The organism is Streptomyces sp. NBC_00328 (genome assembly GCF_036139655.1).
Lineage (GTDB): Bacteria > Actinomycetota > Actinomycetes > Streptomycetales > Streptomycetaceae > Streptomyces.
This window is the reverse complement of the sequence record NZ_CP108013.1, coordinates 5,255,558-5,270,864: the sequence shown is the minus strand read 5'-3', so window position 1 is coordinate 5,270,864 and position 15,307 is coordinate 5,255,558. Positions and strand designations below refer to the sequence as shown.

Sequence of the window (15,307 nt, the reverse complement as noted above, 5' to 3'; positions counted from 1 at the left end):
GGGTTCGGCGACGGATACGGATTCGGTGACGACAGCGGGTTCGGCGGTGTGTGTCACGGCTGGCGTTCTCCCCGGCGGCGCCGCTTGGCGGGGGCGGGGCCCCGCTCACGCGGGCCGGCGAAGCCGTCCGGGCCCGGGTCGGTCGTCTCCGCGTAGCGCAGCCGACGTCCCGGCGCCGCTTCACCGTCCTCGCCGCGGGCGGCGGAGCGCACGACGAGCCCTTCGGTGACCGGCGGCGCGACGGCCGTGCTCACTCCGGCGAGCGGCGCCCGTACCCGTACCCCGAGCGACACCTTCAGCTCTCCGCCGAGCGCCGACCACACGTCGGAGGCGGCCGGCGCGTCGAGCCCGGCCCCTCCGGCGTCCAGGCTGACGGTCAGACCGAGTTCGGCGAGCGTGCCGGTGAGCAGCCGCGCGGGCAGCGTGTCGGTGGCCACCAGGGTGGTGAGCACCTGCGAGAGCAGCCGGTGCTCGTCCTGCGGGCGGCTCGCCCACGCCGTGACCAGGTACGTCAGCTCGAACCAGCGGGGCGGGGTGCGCCGCGCCACCAGGTGCCCGTCCGCGTCGTACACCTCCCCGGCGCCGCTGCCGCGCCGGACGGCGTCCTCGCGGATGTCGTACAGGAAGACGCAGACCGTCGGGGCGCTGCGGCGCGCCGCCCAGTCCCGGGTGGGGGCGTCGAACACCACGTCGATGCCCGACGTCTGCAGACCGGACTCGCCGAGCAGCCGGCGCAGCCCCTCGTCGACCTCGTGGATCATCGGCGGGTCACCTCGTCGGGCGGCTGCACGCTGCCGCTGACCACCAGGAAGTCGGTCTTCACCGGTGAGAACCCGGGGCCCTTGGCGGTGATGGTGCGCGGTCCGGTCTGGTCCTTGGCGAGGATGAGCAGCTGGCCGATGAAGGTGCCGTCCGGCTTCGGCACGGTCGGCGCCGCCGCCGCGGTGATCCCCGGATTCCAGGTGAACCGCACCGGCGCTCCCGGCGGGAAGTCCTTGCCGCGCACCGAGGTGACGAAGCCGGGCCTGCCGATCGCCGGTACCGCGACGATGCGGGGCTGGAGGATGCGCAGCCGCTGCCGGGCGGTGTTGTCGCTCTTGTCGGCGTCCGTCCCGGTGGTGGTGAGGACGCCGGTGACACGGCCGGTCAGCGCTTTGTCGGGGCTGAGCACGACGCGTACGACGGTGCTCGCGCGCGGCGTCAGGTCCGGCAGCGCGCACACCCAGGAGTCGTCGCAGCCCGCCGGCGGGCCGCTGTTCGGGATGCCCTCGGGAAGGCCGATGCGCAGCCGCAGCCCGGTCGCCAGCGCGTTGCGGCCGTTGCGCACGGTGTACGTCACCACGACACGGCCGCCGACGTAGCCGGGGTTCGGCCGGGCCGAAACGCTCACCCCGGGCCCGGCGTCGGGCTCGGGCGCCTGCGGGGGCACGGTGGGTGTCGGCGTCGGGGTCGGAGTGGGCGTCGGAGTCGGAGTGGGCGTCGGACTGGGCGTGGGCGTCGGGGGCGGCGTGGCCTCGCGCACCGGCACCACGGTCCGGCCGGCGTTGTCGCTGGGCTCCGGGTCCAGGACCGTACCGGTGACCGACCAGTCGACCGGCTGGTCGCCGACGGTGACCCCGGTGAGGGTGACGGTCACCGGGACGGTGCTGCCCGGCTCCACCACGCCGACGTTGCACTGGAGCGAGGCCGCGACGCAGGTGCCCCCGGGCCGGGTCACCTCGGTGACCTGCACACCGGCCGGCGGGTCGATGGTGAGCGTGGTGCCGGGGGAGGCGGCGGGTCCGTTGTTCACCACGTCGACGCGGACCGTGGTGGAGTCGCCGACCGTGACCTCCGGGGCGGTGCCGGGCGCCTTGACGGCGAGGTTCACGGACTGCTGGACGCCGGGTTCCTTGTGCCGGCCCGGGAGCTCGGTCGTGAGCTTCGTGAGCGTGCCGGACGCGATGTCCAGGAGCTTCAGTTTCTCGGGGGTGTTGACCGGCCGACTGGGACGGGCACTGATCACCAGCCCCTTGCCGTCGGCCGTCCAGGCGGCGTCGCGGGGCTGGAACGGGCCGGTGTTCTCCGGCAGTTCCCGGCCGCAGGCGCCGGGCAGGTCACGGGCGGCGGTGGGCAGCAGCACCCGGCAGCCGTCGCCCGACAGCGACGTCAGGAGGATGCCGTTCTGCTCGTCGATCCGGCCGGCGCCGTTCTTGCGGTTGAAGGCGATACGGAGACCGTCCGGGGAGAACGCCGGACTGTCGTCGATGACCTCGCAGTCGCCCGGGCAGATCCTGGCGCTCAGATCGTCCTGCCGGGTCAGGGCGTTCACGGGCACGGTCCAGATGTGCTTGTTGCCGCCGCCCCCGTTGATCTCGAAGTTGCGGGTGAAGGCCAGGGTGGTGCCGTCGGACGACCAGGTGGGCTGGGCGTCCTGGCCCTGGAGCTGTCCGGCCGGCGGGGTGACCTTGCCGGTGATCGCCCCGGTGGTCGCGTCCGCGATGAGGATGCTGCTGGGACCCGCGGCCTCACCGACGCCTCCCGGCGAAGTCCGGGTGAAGGCGAGGTACTTGCCGTCCGGGGAGAACGTCGGGTCGGTGTCCCAGTCCGTCGCGGCGCGGTCCTTGAGCGGCATGGGCACCGGGTTGGAGCCGTCGGCGTCCACCATCCAGATCCGCTCGATCCGCCGGCCGTCGGCGTCGGTCTCGAAGCGGGCGACGACGATCCGGCGTCCGTCGGGCGTGTAGCTCTGCCGCTCGGTCCACGGGTCGTACCCGGACGCCGGCCGGAACAGCGGGTCCTTGGCGGGATCGGTGTTGGTGTCGGCCGCCGGGTCCTCGTTGAGGATCGTCAGCCCCAGGTCACGGGGGTCGGCCCCGTCCGCCCGGACGTCCTGCAGCGTCACCACGTGCGCGCCGGGATGGTTCTTGTCAGGGGCTGCCGCCGAGGTGCGCTCCACCACCACGCCGCCGCCGTCGAGCGGGCCGAGCCAGGTGGGCGAGAGGACCTCCCGGTCCTCGTTGAGCACCAGCGCGGGTTCCTGGTCGGAGTGCGCGGGCGAACTGAACACATGGTCGTAGTCGCCCTCGCACGTACAGGTGACCTCGGGGCTCAGGAACACCACCCCGTCCCCGTCGGGCTTCCACGCCGCCCCGTGGGCACGCCAGGTCGCGTACGTCCCCCCGAACAGCGACTCGTCGCCGGTCCCGGCCGCGTTCGCCACCCGCAGCCGGGGCACGCTCTTCCCGTCGACGGTGGTCGTGGCGGTGTACGCGATCCAGTCCCGGTTCTCGTCGTCGTCCACGGGGTTCCAGGCCGGCTCGGACGCCGTGCCGTTCGCGGGACTGGTGATCCGGGTGGGGGTGCCGCCCGCCAGCGGCCGTACGTAGATCTGCCGTCCCACCGACACGTCGCCGTCACTGGCGTACGCCAGCTGCTTCCCGTCGGGGGAGACCGTCGGGCCCTCCTCGTCGGCGGGGGTGTCGGTGAGCCGCGTCAGACGACCTGTGCCGTCGGTGAGTACGAGCCACAGGTCGCGCTGCGTCCCGCCGTCCGGGCCCCCGGACCCGGCCGCGTCGAACACCACGGACTGCCCGCGCGGTGTCAGCCGGGGGTGCGCCGCGTCCATGCCGACGGTGAGACGTCGTACGGAACCGTCGGCGGCGCGCAGGTAGATCTGCGGGGTCTTCTCGTCGCGCCGGCTCGCGAAGACCATCTGGTCACCGAGGGCGGACGGCTGGACGTCGTAGTGGGCCGGGCCCGCAGCGAACAGCGGGGTGCTGGAGGTGGTGGTGGCGACCGTGCCGAGGCTGCGGTGCCCGGTACCGGCGTAGGCGACCCGGGTGCCGGTGGTGCCGGCCGCCGGCTGCGGCCGGGGTTCGGCGCTGCCCTGTCCGGAGGCCGCCGTCACCACGAACAGCGGGATCAACAGCAGCAGCGACGCCCCGAGTCTTCCCGGGCGGTACCGCCCACCGGGGCCGGCGGTGCGCATCACGGTCCACCTCGCAGTCTGGTGCAGCATCTGGACGTACCCCTGCCACTGTGCGACGGCCGCACGCGGCGCGGCAGGGCGGCGGGGCCGTACCCGGGGGAAGCGCGGGGTGTGCTTTCGGGCAGTGCGGTGAGTCTTCAGGCAGTGCCGGGGTGCCCGGGCGTCGTCGGATCTGCCCGTCGCGGTTCGTTGTCAGATCAGCCCGTTGCGCAGTGCGTAGCCGACCGCATGGGCCCGGTTGCGCAGTTGCAGCCGGGTGGTGATCTCGTGCAGGACGTTCTTGACGGTCCGTTCGGAGTACGCGGTCTTGCGGGCGATCTCCGCGGTGTCCAGGCCCTCCGACACCAGGCGCAGCATGTCCGCCTCGCGGGTGGTCAGCGTGGACAGGGACAGGCCCTGCGGGTCGAGCGCCGAGCGCTGGAGGCTGCCCATGTGGCTGAGCAGTTTGCCGAGCAGGTCGCCGGGCAGCACGCCCTCGCCGTTGGCGATCGCCAGGACCAGGTGGAGGAGCCGGTCCTGGTCGGCCTCGGCGCGCCGCAGCACCGCCGACACGCCGCACTCGATGACGCGTTGCAGTGCGCCGGACCCGAGGGTGCCGACCACGAGGCCCGTACGGCTGCCGGTGTGCCGCAGCCGCTGCAGCAGGGCGGCCACGTCGTCGTCGACGTGGTCCACGACCACCAGCGACGCCTGGGCCCGGTCCACGTCGGCGTCGTCGAGCAGGTCGATCTCGGGGCGCTGGCGCAACTGCTGGACGACGCCGACGCGCAGGACCGGATCGGCGGCGTAGACGGCCAGGGTCACCCGGACCGGACGATCGGAGTGGGAGGACTGGTGCGTGGCCACGGCCTGGGCGGCCGCAGGTGTCGTGAGGGCCGATATGGCCGCATTGTTCTCGTCCGAACGGGACATGGCCGAGTTACCACCTGATTCATGAGCGCATGGGGGAGCGGGAACGCGGGGCGATCGCCGGAAAGGCCGGAAAGCCCGGAAAACGGAGTGGGCACGGCGGCGGGCCACATCAACGACTCACAAGCGTAGGTGAGTTGACTTGGGTTTCAGAGGCATCACGACTGCCCGCGTGTTGCCCTCGCATCCCTCGTGGCCGCCCGGGCGCGCTCCTACCGTGGTCGTGTGACGCCTTCTGCAGCCTCTTCCGGCCCCGGTGCGCCCAGCCTCGACATCCCGGCCGTGACGGTGGCGCCCGGCAGCACCGCCACGACCAGTCTGACCGTCCGCAACGACAGCGACATCGTCGAGGCGTACAGCCTGGAGGTCGTCGGGGACTGCGCCTCCTGGGCCACCGTGGAACCCCCGAGGGTCTCCCTCTACCCCGGCACCTCCGAGACGGTGACGATCCGTCTGGAGCCGCCACGCTCCCCGGAGATACGCGCCGGCGAGCTGCCCCTGGGCGTACGGGTCCTGCCGGCCGAGCATCCCGATGCGGTGACGGTCCCCGAGACCACCGTGCACATCGAGGAGTTCCACGAGCTGCGGACCGAGCTGGCCCCGCGCCGCCGGCGCGGCTGGCTGCGCGGCCGCTACCGGCTCGCGGTACGCAACCAGGGCAACACCCCGGTGCAGGTGGGCTTCACCCCCGGCCAGGCGGGCGAGGAGCTGGCGTTCGCCTTCAACCCGGCCGAGCCGAAGCTGGAGCCCGGCGAGTCGGTCGAGGTCGGGCTGCGGGTCCGTACGGGCAAGCCCGTGTGGTTCGGCTCCCCGGCGGTGTGGCCGTTCACCCTGGCCGTCGCCGAGACCGGTGACCGGGACGGGACCCAGCCGGACGAGACCGCCGGCCGGCCGCCGCTGGACGCGGAGTTCGTCCAGATCCCCATCTTCCCGAAGTGGCTGCTCGCCGTGCTCGCGGTGCTGCTCGCGCTGCTGCTCGCCTGGTTCACGCTGGTCCGCCCGGCGGTGCGCAGCGCCGCGAAGGAGGCGGCCAACGAGGTGGTCCAGCCGCGCCCCACGCCCGCGGGAGAGCAGGGCGGCAACGGGCAGACACCCGACAGCGGTTCCGGCGGCGCGAGCGCCTCGCCCGGCAGTCAGGGCAAGGGCACCGGCAACGGTTCCGGAGCGGGCGGCGACGGCACCTCGACCGGGGACGGCACCGCTGTCGGCGGCGGTCAGCAGAGCTCGGCGACCATCGACCTGAAGACCTCCGGCGGGACGACCGAGGCCGGCACCTACAAGGTGCCCGAGAAGAGCGTCTTCGGTGTGACGGACATCGTCGTCGCCAACTTCCAGGGCGACGAAGGGGTGATGACGATCAGCTTCGGCAATCGCAAGATCACCACGATCGCCCTGGAAACCTTCCGCAACCAGGACTACCACTGGGTCACCCCCATCAAGATCCCCGCGAACAACACCGTGACCATCGAAGTGACCTGCACGAAGCCGGGCACTCCGGCCACCGGCCGCCAGGCGCAGGGATGTCACGAAGTCCTCAACGTGAGCGGTGTGATCAGCCGCACCGAGTGAACCGCACTTCAAGCTCTCGATCATTTTTGATTGGTGCCGACTACATCTGTAAAGAGCGGCCATGGATTCTGTCCAGAATCCGATAACCCTGGTCTCAAAAACGACATCCAGTCACAGACGGCACACATACGGCAGTCAGACCGACGGCATCATCGCGATTACCGGCAGGTGACGTGAGCCCGTCCGCGTCCGAAAAGTGCGGGTCGACAGGGTCTGCACGGTTTGCGGGCGGCAAGTCCTTGCCATGGCGAGGACTTGCCGCCGTCCGGCCTTCACGTCGGTGTGAACCGGCCGATAGACCCATGGCATGTCCTCCCCCTCTCAGTCCTCCGCCTTTCGGCGCAGACGCCGGCGGCTCGTGTCCGCCGCCACCGCGTTGCCGCTGCTGGCGTCGGGGCTCGCATTTCTGCAAGCGCCCGCACAAGCCGCTCCGGCCAGGCCCACGGTTCCCGCCAGGCCCTCGGCGACCCACAAGGTCACCCTGGTCACCGGCGACGTCGTCACCGTCACCACGATGGCCGACGGCAAGCAGACCGCCGACGTCCACCGTCCGGACGGCGCCGTCGGGGGCGTGAAGATCCAGGAGATCAAGGGCGACCTGTTCGTCGTCCCGGACGAGGCGGCTCCGCTGCTGGGCGCCGGAAAGCTGGACCGGCGGCTGTTCGACGTCACCGACCTGATCGAGATGGGCTACGACGACGCGAAGTCGGCCGCGGTGCCGCTGATCGCGGCGTACACCCGGCCGAAGTCCCGCTCCGCCGTCGAGCCGACGGCCCCCCGCGGCAGCAGGCTGACCCGCGAGCTCAAGGGCATCCACGGTGCCGCGCTGAGCACCGAGAAGCGGCGGGCCCGCACCTTCTGGACCACCGTCGCGCCGCGGGGCGGCACGAAGCTGGGCGCGGGTGTGTCGAAGCTGTGGCTCGACGGTCGCGTCAAGGCCAGTCTGAAGGAGAGCGTGCCGCTGATCGGCGCGCCCGAGGCCTGGAAGGACGGCTACACCGGCAAGGGCGTCAAGGTCGCGGTGCTCGACACGGGTATCGACGTCAACCACCCCGACTTCGCGGGCGTGATCGACGGCACGACCAGCTTCGTGCCGGGCGAGGGCGTCACGGACGTCAACGGGCACGGCACGCATGTAGCGAGCACGATCGTCGGCTCCGGCGCCGCCTCCGGAGGCGACTACAAGGGTGTCGCCCCCGGCGCCGACCTGTTCGTCGGCAAGGTGCTCGGCGGCGCGGAGGGCTACGGCCAGGACTCCTGGGTCATGGCCGGCATGCAGTGGGCGGCCGAGTCCGGTGCGGACGTCGTCAACATGAGTCTCGGCGACACCTACCCGACGGACGGCAGCGACCCGATGTCGCAGACGGTCGACGCGCTGTCCGAGCAGTACGGCACGCTGTTCGTCATAGCCGCCGGCAACGCGGGCCCGGAGAGCGTCTCCGCCCCGGGTGCGGCCGCCTCGGCGCTGACCGTGGCCGCCACGGACAAGCAGGACCAGCTCGCGTCCTTCTCCAGCACCGGCCCGCTGGCCTACTCAGGCGGTATGAAGCCGGACATCGCGGCGCCCGGCGTGGACATCACCGCGGCGCGCTCGCAGGACATGACCGACGGTGGTGAGGGCCTGTACCGCACCCTCAGCGGCACCTCCATGGCCACCCCGCACGTGGTCGGCGCGGCGGCGATCCTGGCCCAGCGTCACCCGGACTGGACCGGCGCGCAGCTCAAGGAACACCTGATGAGCACCGCGAAGGGCCTGGACGGCGGGTACTCGCCGTACGAGGTCGGCACCGGCCGTGTCGACGTGGCCGCCGCCGTGCGCACCACGGTCCGCGGCACCGGATCGCTCTTCTTCGGCAACTACACCTGGCCGCACGAGCCGAGCGACGCCGCCGTCACGAAGGACCTGACCTTCACCAACACCGGTTCCACCGACGTCACGCTGAACCTGACGCTGACCGACGACGGCGGCCCGTTCGCGCTGGGAGACACCGAGGTGACCGTCCCGGCGGGCGGCACCGCCACCGTCCCGGTGACCGGTGACCCGCGAGCCGCCTCGGCAGGCCGGCACGTCGGCTACGTGATCGGCACCGACGCGGCCACCGGGAAGCCGGTGACCCGCACGTCCGTGGCGCTGCTCAAGGAGGAGGAGCGCTACAACCTGAACATCAAGCTGGTCGGCCGCGACGGCAAGCCCGCCGCCGGCTGGGTGGGCATCAACCTGGCCGGCGACGTCTGGCCGTGGAACGTCTACGTCGACGGCTCGACCACCATGCGCATGGCACCCGGCACCTACACCGTCGCGGGGTACCTCGACGTGGCGGGAGAGAAGGCGGACCGCTCGGGCATGGCCGTGCTGGTCGACCCGGAGACCGTGCTCAAGGACGGCTCCGCGGACGTGGTGCTGGACGCCAGCAGGGCACACCTGCTGCGGACCGAGGCGCCCCAGCGCACCGAGGACCGCCAGCGCAAGGTCGACTTCAACGTCCACTACAAGGGCCTCGACCCGTACCTGGACTACCGCAGCGCGTACGTGCTGCCGACGACGTACGACGACGTCTACGTCGCGCCGACACAGCGGATGAAGCAGGGCGAGTTCATGCTGACCACCCGCTGGCGCAAGGGTGAACCGCAGCTCAGCCTGAGCACGGCGGGTGGTCACCGCGGCTTCGACGCCCTGGTGCAGGCGGGCAGCGCGCTGGGCACCGTCACGGACAGGCTGGACACCGTCTACGCGGGCGACGGCTCGGCGGCCGCGTACGAGAAGGTCAGGGCCAAGGGCAAGCTCGTCGTCGTCGAGCGCAGCGACGAGGTCTCGCCGCAGGAGCGCGCCGAGGCCGCGGTGGCGGCCGGTGCGAAGGCGCTGATCGTGGTCAACGACGGTGTCGGGGCCCTGATGGAGTACGTCGGCGAATCGGCCGTCCCGGTCGCCACCGTGCACCGCGACGAGGGCAAGGCCCTGGTCGCGATGGCCAGGACCGGCCGCTTCAAGCTGACCGTGAAGCAGACCGAGTACACGCCGTTCGTCTACGACCTGACCCGGGACTACCCCGGGCAGGTGCCGGACCGGCCCCTGGTCTACCAGCCGGCCAAGCGTGACCTCGCCCGGATCGACGCCCGCTACTACTCGGCCACGGGCGGCAAGCCGGCGGAAGGCTACCGGTCCGACTTCACCCTCAGCCCGTCGTTCAACTTCCCCGAGGCCGAGTGGCACCCGGGCACCCGCACGGAATGGGTGACCCCGGGCCAGGACTGGCGGGAGTTCCACGCGCAGGGCGTCGACGGAGCCCTGCCGTGGACGATGGTGTCGGGCGACAACACGTACGCCAAGGGCAGCACCACCCGTCTGGACTGGTTCGCCCCGGCGACCCGGCCCGCCCAGAGCGAGTCCTTCGGCGTGTACAACTCCCGTTGGCAGAACTACATGACCTGGAACGTGCAGGCGTGGGCCTCCGCCAGCGACACCATGCGCCTGGGCGGCTACCTGCCGTGGGGTGAGACGCCGTCCCACCTGAAGATCTTCCAGGGCGACACGCTCATCCACGACAACCCGGTCAGCGGGGACATGCAGTGGCAGGAGGTGCCGGCGGGCGACCTGCCCTACCGCGCCGTCCTCGACGCGGAGCGGCCCGGCGACTTCTTCCGGCTGTCGACGCGCACCCACTCCGAGTGGACGTTCAGGTCCGGCACCGTCGACTCGGACGACTTCGAGCCGTTCTCGGTGCTGAACCTGGACTACAAGCTGGAGTCGGACCTGCACGGGGACGTGAAGGCCGATGCGACCCAGAGGATCGCGCTCAAGCCGGTGTCGATGGACCTCGGCACCGTGCCGGGCAAGGTCACCACGGTGAAGCTGGACGTCTCGTACGACGACGGTGCCACCTGGCGGAAGGTGACCTTGACCAAGGGCGACGGCGGTTACTGGCAGGGCTCGTTCAGGACGGCGAGGAAGCCCGGCGGCTTCGTCTCGGTCCGCGCGAGCGCCGGGACGGACCGCGGCTACGGCGTCAAGAACGAGATCGTCCGGGCGTACGGCCTGCGATGAACCGCACTGCCGGGCCCCGGGGAGTCACCTCCCCGGGGCCCTTCCCGTCACCTGCTCCCAGCAGGGACTGTTCAGGGTCTGCCGGCTTGGCACATACTCTCCCCGCCGCCGCAAGTGGAAGAAGGTCGGTCGCCGATGCTGGACGTTCTGGGCCTCGAACCCGATGACGAGATGGTCTACCGGGCGCTGGTCGGACGGCCGAACTCCACCGCGACGCTGCTGTCGGATCTGCTCGCCGTACCGCGGGCCCACGTCGACAAGGCCTTGTCCCGGCTGGTCGGGTGGGAACTGGTGGTCAGGTCGGCGGACGAGCAGTTCACCGCCGCGCCGCCGGCCATGGCGTTCGGCGCTCTCATCAGCCGGCGCCGGGACGGGCTGCGGATGGCCGAGCAGGCACTGGTGACCCTCGCCGAGGAGCACCGGGCGGCGATGACCGGGAACAGCATCAACGATCTGATCGAAGTCGTCACGGGCCGCGACGCCATCCGTCATCGCTTCCTCCAGGTACAGCAGGCGGCCCGTACGCAGGTCCGCAGCTTCATCACCGCGCCGTTCCTCGCCGTCCCGCCCGAAGAGAACACGGCCGAACCCATGGCCATCGACCGCGGCGTGCACTTCCGTGCGGTGCTGGACCGGGCCGTACTGGCGGAGCCGGGCATCATCACCGATGCGATCGCCTCACTGCGCAACGGCGTGCAACTGCGTGTCGCCGACCAGCTGCCGATGAAACTCGTGCTGGCCGACGCCGAGCTCGGCCTGGTCCCGCTCGCGGTCACACCGGCGGGAGAGCCCGGCGCCGTACTGCTGCACCGCAGCGGCCTGTTGGACGCGCTGGACGCGCTGTTCGAGACGGTATGGCGCACCGCCCACCCGCTCGAACTGTCGGGCACCGGCACGGAGGCCGAAACCGCCGTGGAGCTCGGTGCGGAAGGTCCGGGCGACCTCGACCGCAGGATCCTCGCGCTCCTGCTGGCCGGCCTGACCGACCAGACGATCGCCGCACAGCTGGGCCTGTCACCGCGCACGCTGCACCGACGCCTGCGCCACCTCATGGACATGGCCGGAGTCCGTACCCGGATGCAGCTCGGCGGTCACGCCGTCCGGCACGGCTGGGCAGCGCCACCCGTGCCGGTCCGGCAGACGTCTCCTCCTGGCGCGCACGGTGTTCCGGAAGAAACCGGCTAGCCGTCCCGGGCCGGGCCGGGCCGCAGAGGGGTCCTACTTCTTCACGGGGTCCAGGCAGAGGACGAACTTGTCGGCGTCCCACTGCTGCGCGAGCGCGGGCACGGCCCCGGGTACGGGCTGCCCCGGGCTCCGGGAGAACTGCGGGGCGACGGGGTGCGGGAAGGTCGTCGCAGGTGACGCGGCATCAGCGACTGCGGCGGCGGCCCTTCGAGCGGCGGGGATAGGGGAAGAGCCGCGGGCGGCGCTTGGCGGCCACGTCCTCGATCCAGCCGAAGAGCAGGATCGCCAGGCAGATCAGCGGAACGGCGAGCACCAGCGGGGTCCACTGGCTCGACAGCAGCCACTGGGCGTGGTGGTAGAGGAAGCTGTTGCTCCACAGCGGGTCGATCAGCGGCTCGGTCACCACGAGCGCGACGGCGTGCCACAGGTAGACGGTGACCGCGCGGGAGTTGAGCAGGGTGATCACGCCGTTGAACCGCTCCAGCGGCTTGGGCCACCGCTCCCAGGACGGGCTCAGGTGAAGCAGCAGCAGCACCGCGCCGAACGACCAGATCGCCTGGGCGACCGGCACCGCTTCCAGATCGTGCCCGAACCGCGGGTTCTCCACCGGCGACTGCATCAGCCACCAGTAGCCGAACATGAGCACCAGCGGTGCGATGGACGGCACGATGTACTGCGGGATCCTGCGGAGCAGCCCCTCCTGGTGGGCCATGCCGAGCAGCCAGCAGGAGCCGAAGGTGGTGAAGTCGGTGACGGCTTCCATCAGCCGGCCGGACTGGTCGACCAGTCCGGAGTTGATGAAGAACGCGAGCGCCAGCGGCACCAGCAGGGTGACCCAGGGCAGCTTCCGCATCGCCTTGAGCATGAGCGGCGACAGCAGGACATACCAGAGGTAGGCACGCAGGTACCACAGCGGCACACAGATCTGTTCGGCCCAGGAACTCGGCAGGTGCCCGCCGAAGGTGTGCAGCGAGGCCCCGAACGGCGGCTCACTGAACGGCAGGATCCAGTAGGCCAGGTCGCCCCACCACCAGTTGACGTGAAGGGCGTCGGGCCTCCAGCCTTCCAGGAGCATCAGCGGCACCACGACCGCGCCGAACAGCCACATCGGCGGCAGCAGACGGCGCAGCCGGCCGCGGATCACGCCCAGCGCCGGCCGGTTGAGGGACCGCACCATCAGCGACCCTGCCAGCGCGAACATGACACCCATGGAGGGAAAGACGATCGGCAGCCAGGTCCAGCCGAAGTTGTGGTAGATCACCACGCGGACCAGGGCGAGCGCCCGCAGCAGGTCGAGGTAGCGGTCACGGCCGGGCTTGTGCGCGGGCGCGGGGGCGGCCTCCTCGGGCTGCGGGTCGAAGTGCGCGGCGAGCACGGCAGGGTCCGTCACCCGCAGGGCGACGGTGTCGTAAGAGTTCCGGGTGCCGAAGGCACCTCGTTCCACGCCACTCATGACGACATCGCCCCCGTTGTGTGCTCAAGCCCGACCTCACCGGTGCGCTTCAGCTTCTGCCAGCGCAACCGGCCCCCGGTCAGCGCGGTGATGGTGGACTGCAGCAGCACCATGTACATGAGCACCCGGTAGACCACCTGCTGGGCCGGCAGCGTGATCAGGTGCCACGCCTTCTCCTTGTCGAGGTGGAAGGACCACCAGGCGCAGACGGCCTGAAGGGTCATCACCGCGAACCAGGCGGCCAGGGTCCTGTACGCGTCGACGAAGACCACGCCGTAGACCATGCCGATGTCGATGGCGGGTGCGAGCAGCGGGGTGACCACCATGAACAGGGCGACGAACGGCAGGCCCACCCGGCCGAAGCGGCCGGCCGCGCCGCGCTCCAGCACCGAGTGCCGGTGCTTCCACATCGCCTGCATGGTGCCGTAGCTCCAGCGGTAGCGCTGCGACCACAGCTGCTTCATGCTGACGGGCGCCTCGGTCCAGGCCCGGGCGTTCTCGGCGTAGACGACCTTCCAGCCGGCCCGGTGCAGGGCCATGGTCACGTCGGTGTCCTCGGCGAGCGTGTCGTCGCTCATGCCGCCCGCCTGCTCCAGCGCCGAGCGGCGGAAGCCGCCCACGGCGCCGGGGATGGTCGGCATGCAGTTGAGCACGTCGTACATCCGGCGGTCGAGGTTGAAGCCCATCACGTACTCGATGTGCTGCCAGGCACCGATCAGCGTGTCGCGGTTGCCGACCTTGGCGTTGCCGGCCACCGCGCCGACGCGCGGGTCGGCGAAGGGCTGCACGAGCTCACCGACGGTGGCGGGTTCGAAGACCGTGTCGCCGTCCATCATGACGATCAGGTCGTACGAGGCGGCGGCCACACCGGTGTTGAGGGCGGTCGGCTTGCCGCTGTTCGGCTGCCGGATCAGCCGGACCATCGGCAGGTCGAGCTCCTCCACGATGGCGGACGTGTCGTCGGTCGACCCGTCGTCGACCACGATCACTTCGATGGGATGGCCGCTTCCGGCCAGGGAGAGCAGGGTGTTGGTGATGCACTCCTGCTCGTTGTACGCGGGCACCACCACGGTGACCGGTTCGGTGACCGGGTCGCCCCAGGTGAAGCCCGGCTTGCGGATGCGCCGCACGTGGACGGCCGAGAGCACCAGCATCAGCGCGAACCGCACCATGACCAGCACGCCGACGACCGCGAGGAGGCCGACCAGCCACGGCAGCAGCCGCACCGAGAAGGTGGTGCACCACAGGAACGCCTTGCCGACCCACAGGTTGTAGCTGGTGACCTCGGCGTTGGCGGAGCCGGTGCCGAGCGCCTCGCCGGTGGTCTTGAAGGCGTAGCCCTGGGCCTTGAGCTTGTCGATGATGATCGGCAGCGCGGCCAGCGTCTGCGCCCGGTTGCCGCCCGCGTCGTGCAGCAGGATCATCTCGCCCTGGCCGGGGAGGTCGGGCATGGCGGCCTTGACGATGGAGTCGACGCCGGGGCGCTTCCAGTCGTCGGTGTCCTTGTCGATGAAGGCGGTCAGGTACCCCTCCGACCCGGCCTGCTTGGTCACCGGCCACGACCAGTCGTCCAGCGCGTCCACGGTGGAGGAGTAGGGCGGGCGGAACAGGCTGGAGTGGATGCCGGCGACACCGGCCAGCGCGAGCTGGGTCTCGCCCAGCTCCCAGGTGAGCCGGGTGCCGGAGTGCATCGCGAGGTCGGGGTGGGTGAAGGTGTGCAGCCCGATCTCATGGCCCTCGGCCACGATCCGGCGGATCAGCGCCGGGTTGCGGGTGACCATCGAGCCGGTGACGAAGAAGTCGGCGCGGACGTTCTTCTCTTCCAGCACCTTGAGGATCTTCGGCGTCCACTGGGCGGACGGTCCGTCATCGAAGGAGAGGACGACGGTCCTGTCCGGGATCGTGTAGCTGACCGGCTTGTTCTTCTTGGCGCCGCGCGCGTCGACGACCGGGCCGCCCTCCAGAACGCTGGTCGGGACGGTGACCTTGTCCACCGAGGTGGCGATGGCCTCGTCGTGGAAGACCTCGTTGTTCGCCATGCCCCGGAGCACCATCAGCGCCAGCAGGGTCGCCAGTACGGTCACCGGCAGAAAGAAGCGCAGGGGAGGTGCGGCGAGTCGGCGCGGCCGCGCTATGGACTGCCGTGAGCGTTGACGGCGGGAGCGGGACATGGATTTCC

At 71.1% G+C, this 15,307-nt stretch carries 8 protein-coding genes; 3 read left to right on the top strand and 5 right to left on the bottom strand.

What is annotated here, in order from left to right; all coding sequences use genetic code 11:
- Positions 1-53: 53 nt before the first annotated feature.
- The 3 genes from OG485_RS23070 to OG485_RS23060 form a co-directional block, all read right to left on the bottom strand.
- The gene (locus tag OG485_RS23070; protein WP_328670479.1) at positions 54-761 is read right to left on the bottom strand and encodes a DUF4255 domain-containing protein; all 708 of its coding nucleotides are present in this window, start codon (positions 759-761) and stop codon (positions 54-56) included.
- Positions 758-3,970, bottom strand: a complete 3,213-nt coding sequence (locus OG485_RS23065) for a hypothetical protein (RefSeq protein ID WP_328670478.1) — start codon at positions 3,968-3,970, stop codon at positions 758-760. Before OG485_RS23065 ends, OG485_RS23070 begins: the two co-directional genes overlap by 4 nt.
- 192 nt (positions 3,971-4,162) lie before the next feature.
- Positions 4,163-4,882, bottom strand: a complete 720-nt coding sequence (locus OG485_RS23060) for a helix-turn-helix transcriptional regulator (protein ID WP_328670477.1) — start codon at positions 4,880-4,882, stop codon at positions 4,163-4,165.
- A 222-nt stretch (positions 4,883-5,104) separates the two neighbouring features.
- Here OG485_RS23060 and OG485_RS23055 point away from each other — a divergent pair, with 222 nt between their 5' ends.
- The 3 genes from OG485_RS23055 to OG485_RS23045 all read left to right on the top strand — a co-directional run bounded on the left by OG485_RS23055 (position 5,105) and on the right by OG485_RS23045 (position 11,675).
- Positions 5,105-6,448 (top strand): COG1470 family protein, encoded by a 1,344-nt coding sequence (locus tag OG485_RS23055; RefSeq protein WP_328670476.1) that lies wholly within the window; start codon positions 5,105-5,107, stop codon positions 6,446-6,448.
- A 307-nt stretch (positions 6,449-6,755) separates the two neighbouring features.
- Positions 6,756-10,490 carry a S8 family peptidase gene (locus OG485_RS23050; RefSeq protein WP_328670475.1) on the top strand — a complete coding sequence of 1,245 codons (3,735 nt, stop codon included), beginning with the start codon at positions 6,756-6,758 and terminating at the stop codon, positions 10,488-10,490.
- A gap of 135 nt (positions 10,491-10,625) precedes the next feature.
- Positions 10,626-11,675 (top strand): helix-turn-helix transcriptional regulator, encoded by a 1,050-nt coding sequence (locus OG485_RS23045; RefSeq protein WP_328670474.1) that lies wholly within the window; start codon positions 10,626-10,628, stop codon positions 11,673-11,675.
- 184 nt (positions 11,676-11,859) lie between these two features.
- On the opposite strand, the gene OG485_RS23040 is transcribed toward OG485_RS23045, so the two are convergent.
- Together OG485_RS23040 and OG485_RS23035 are read right to left on the bottom strand one after the other, a co-directional pair.
- Positions 11,860-13,128, bottom strand: coding sequence for an acyltransferase family protein (locus OG485_RS23040; RefSeq protein WP_328670473.1), 1,269 nt, complete (start codon positions 13,126-13,128; stop codon positions 11,860-11,862).
- Positions 13,125-15,299 carry a glycosyltransferase gene (locus OG485_RS23035; protein ID WP_328670472.1) on the bottom strand — a complete coding sequence of 725 codons (2,175 nt, stop codon included), beginning with the start codon at positions 15,297-15,299 and terminating at the stop codon, positions 13,125-13,127. The genes OG485_RS23040 and OG485_RS23035 overlap by 4 nt, the downstream gene beginning before the upstream one ends.
- Positions 15,300-15,307: the final 8 nt, after the last annotated feature.

Coding starts and splice junctions, on each gene's coding strand:
- OG485_RS23050 (WP_328670475.1), top strand. CDS start 6,756: ATGTCCTCCCCCTCTCAGTCCTCCGCCTTTCGGCGCAGACGCCGGCGG.
- OG485_RS23065 (WP_328670478.1), bottom strand. CDS start 3,970: ATGCGCACCGCCGGCCCCGGTGGGCGGTACCGCCCGGGAAGACTCGGG.
- OG485_RS23070 (WP_328670479.1), bottom strand. CDS start 761: ATGATCCACGAGGTCGACGAGGGGCTGCGCCGGCTGCTCGGCGAGTCC.
- OG485_RS23060 (WP_328670477.1), bottom strand. CDS start 4,882: ATGTCCCGTTCGGACGAGAACAATGCGGCCATATCGGCCCTCACGACA.
- OG485_RS23035 (WP_328670472.1), bottom strand. CDS start 15,299: ATGTCCCGCTCCCGCCGTCAACGCTCACGGCAGTCCATAGCGCGGCCG.
- OG485_RS23045 (WP_328670474.1), top strand. CDS start 10,626: ATGCTGGACGTTCTGGGCCTCGAACCCGATGACGAGATGGTCTACCGG.
- OG485_RS23040 (WP_328670473.1), bottom strand. CDS start 13,128: ATGAGTGGCGTGGAACGAGGTGCCTTCGGCACCCGGAACTCTTACGAC.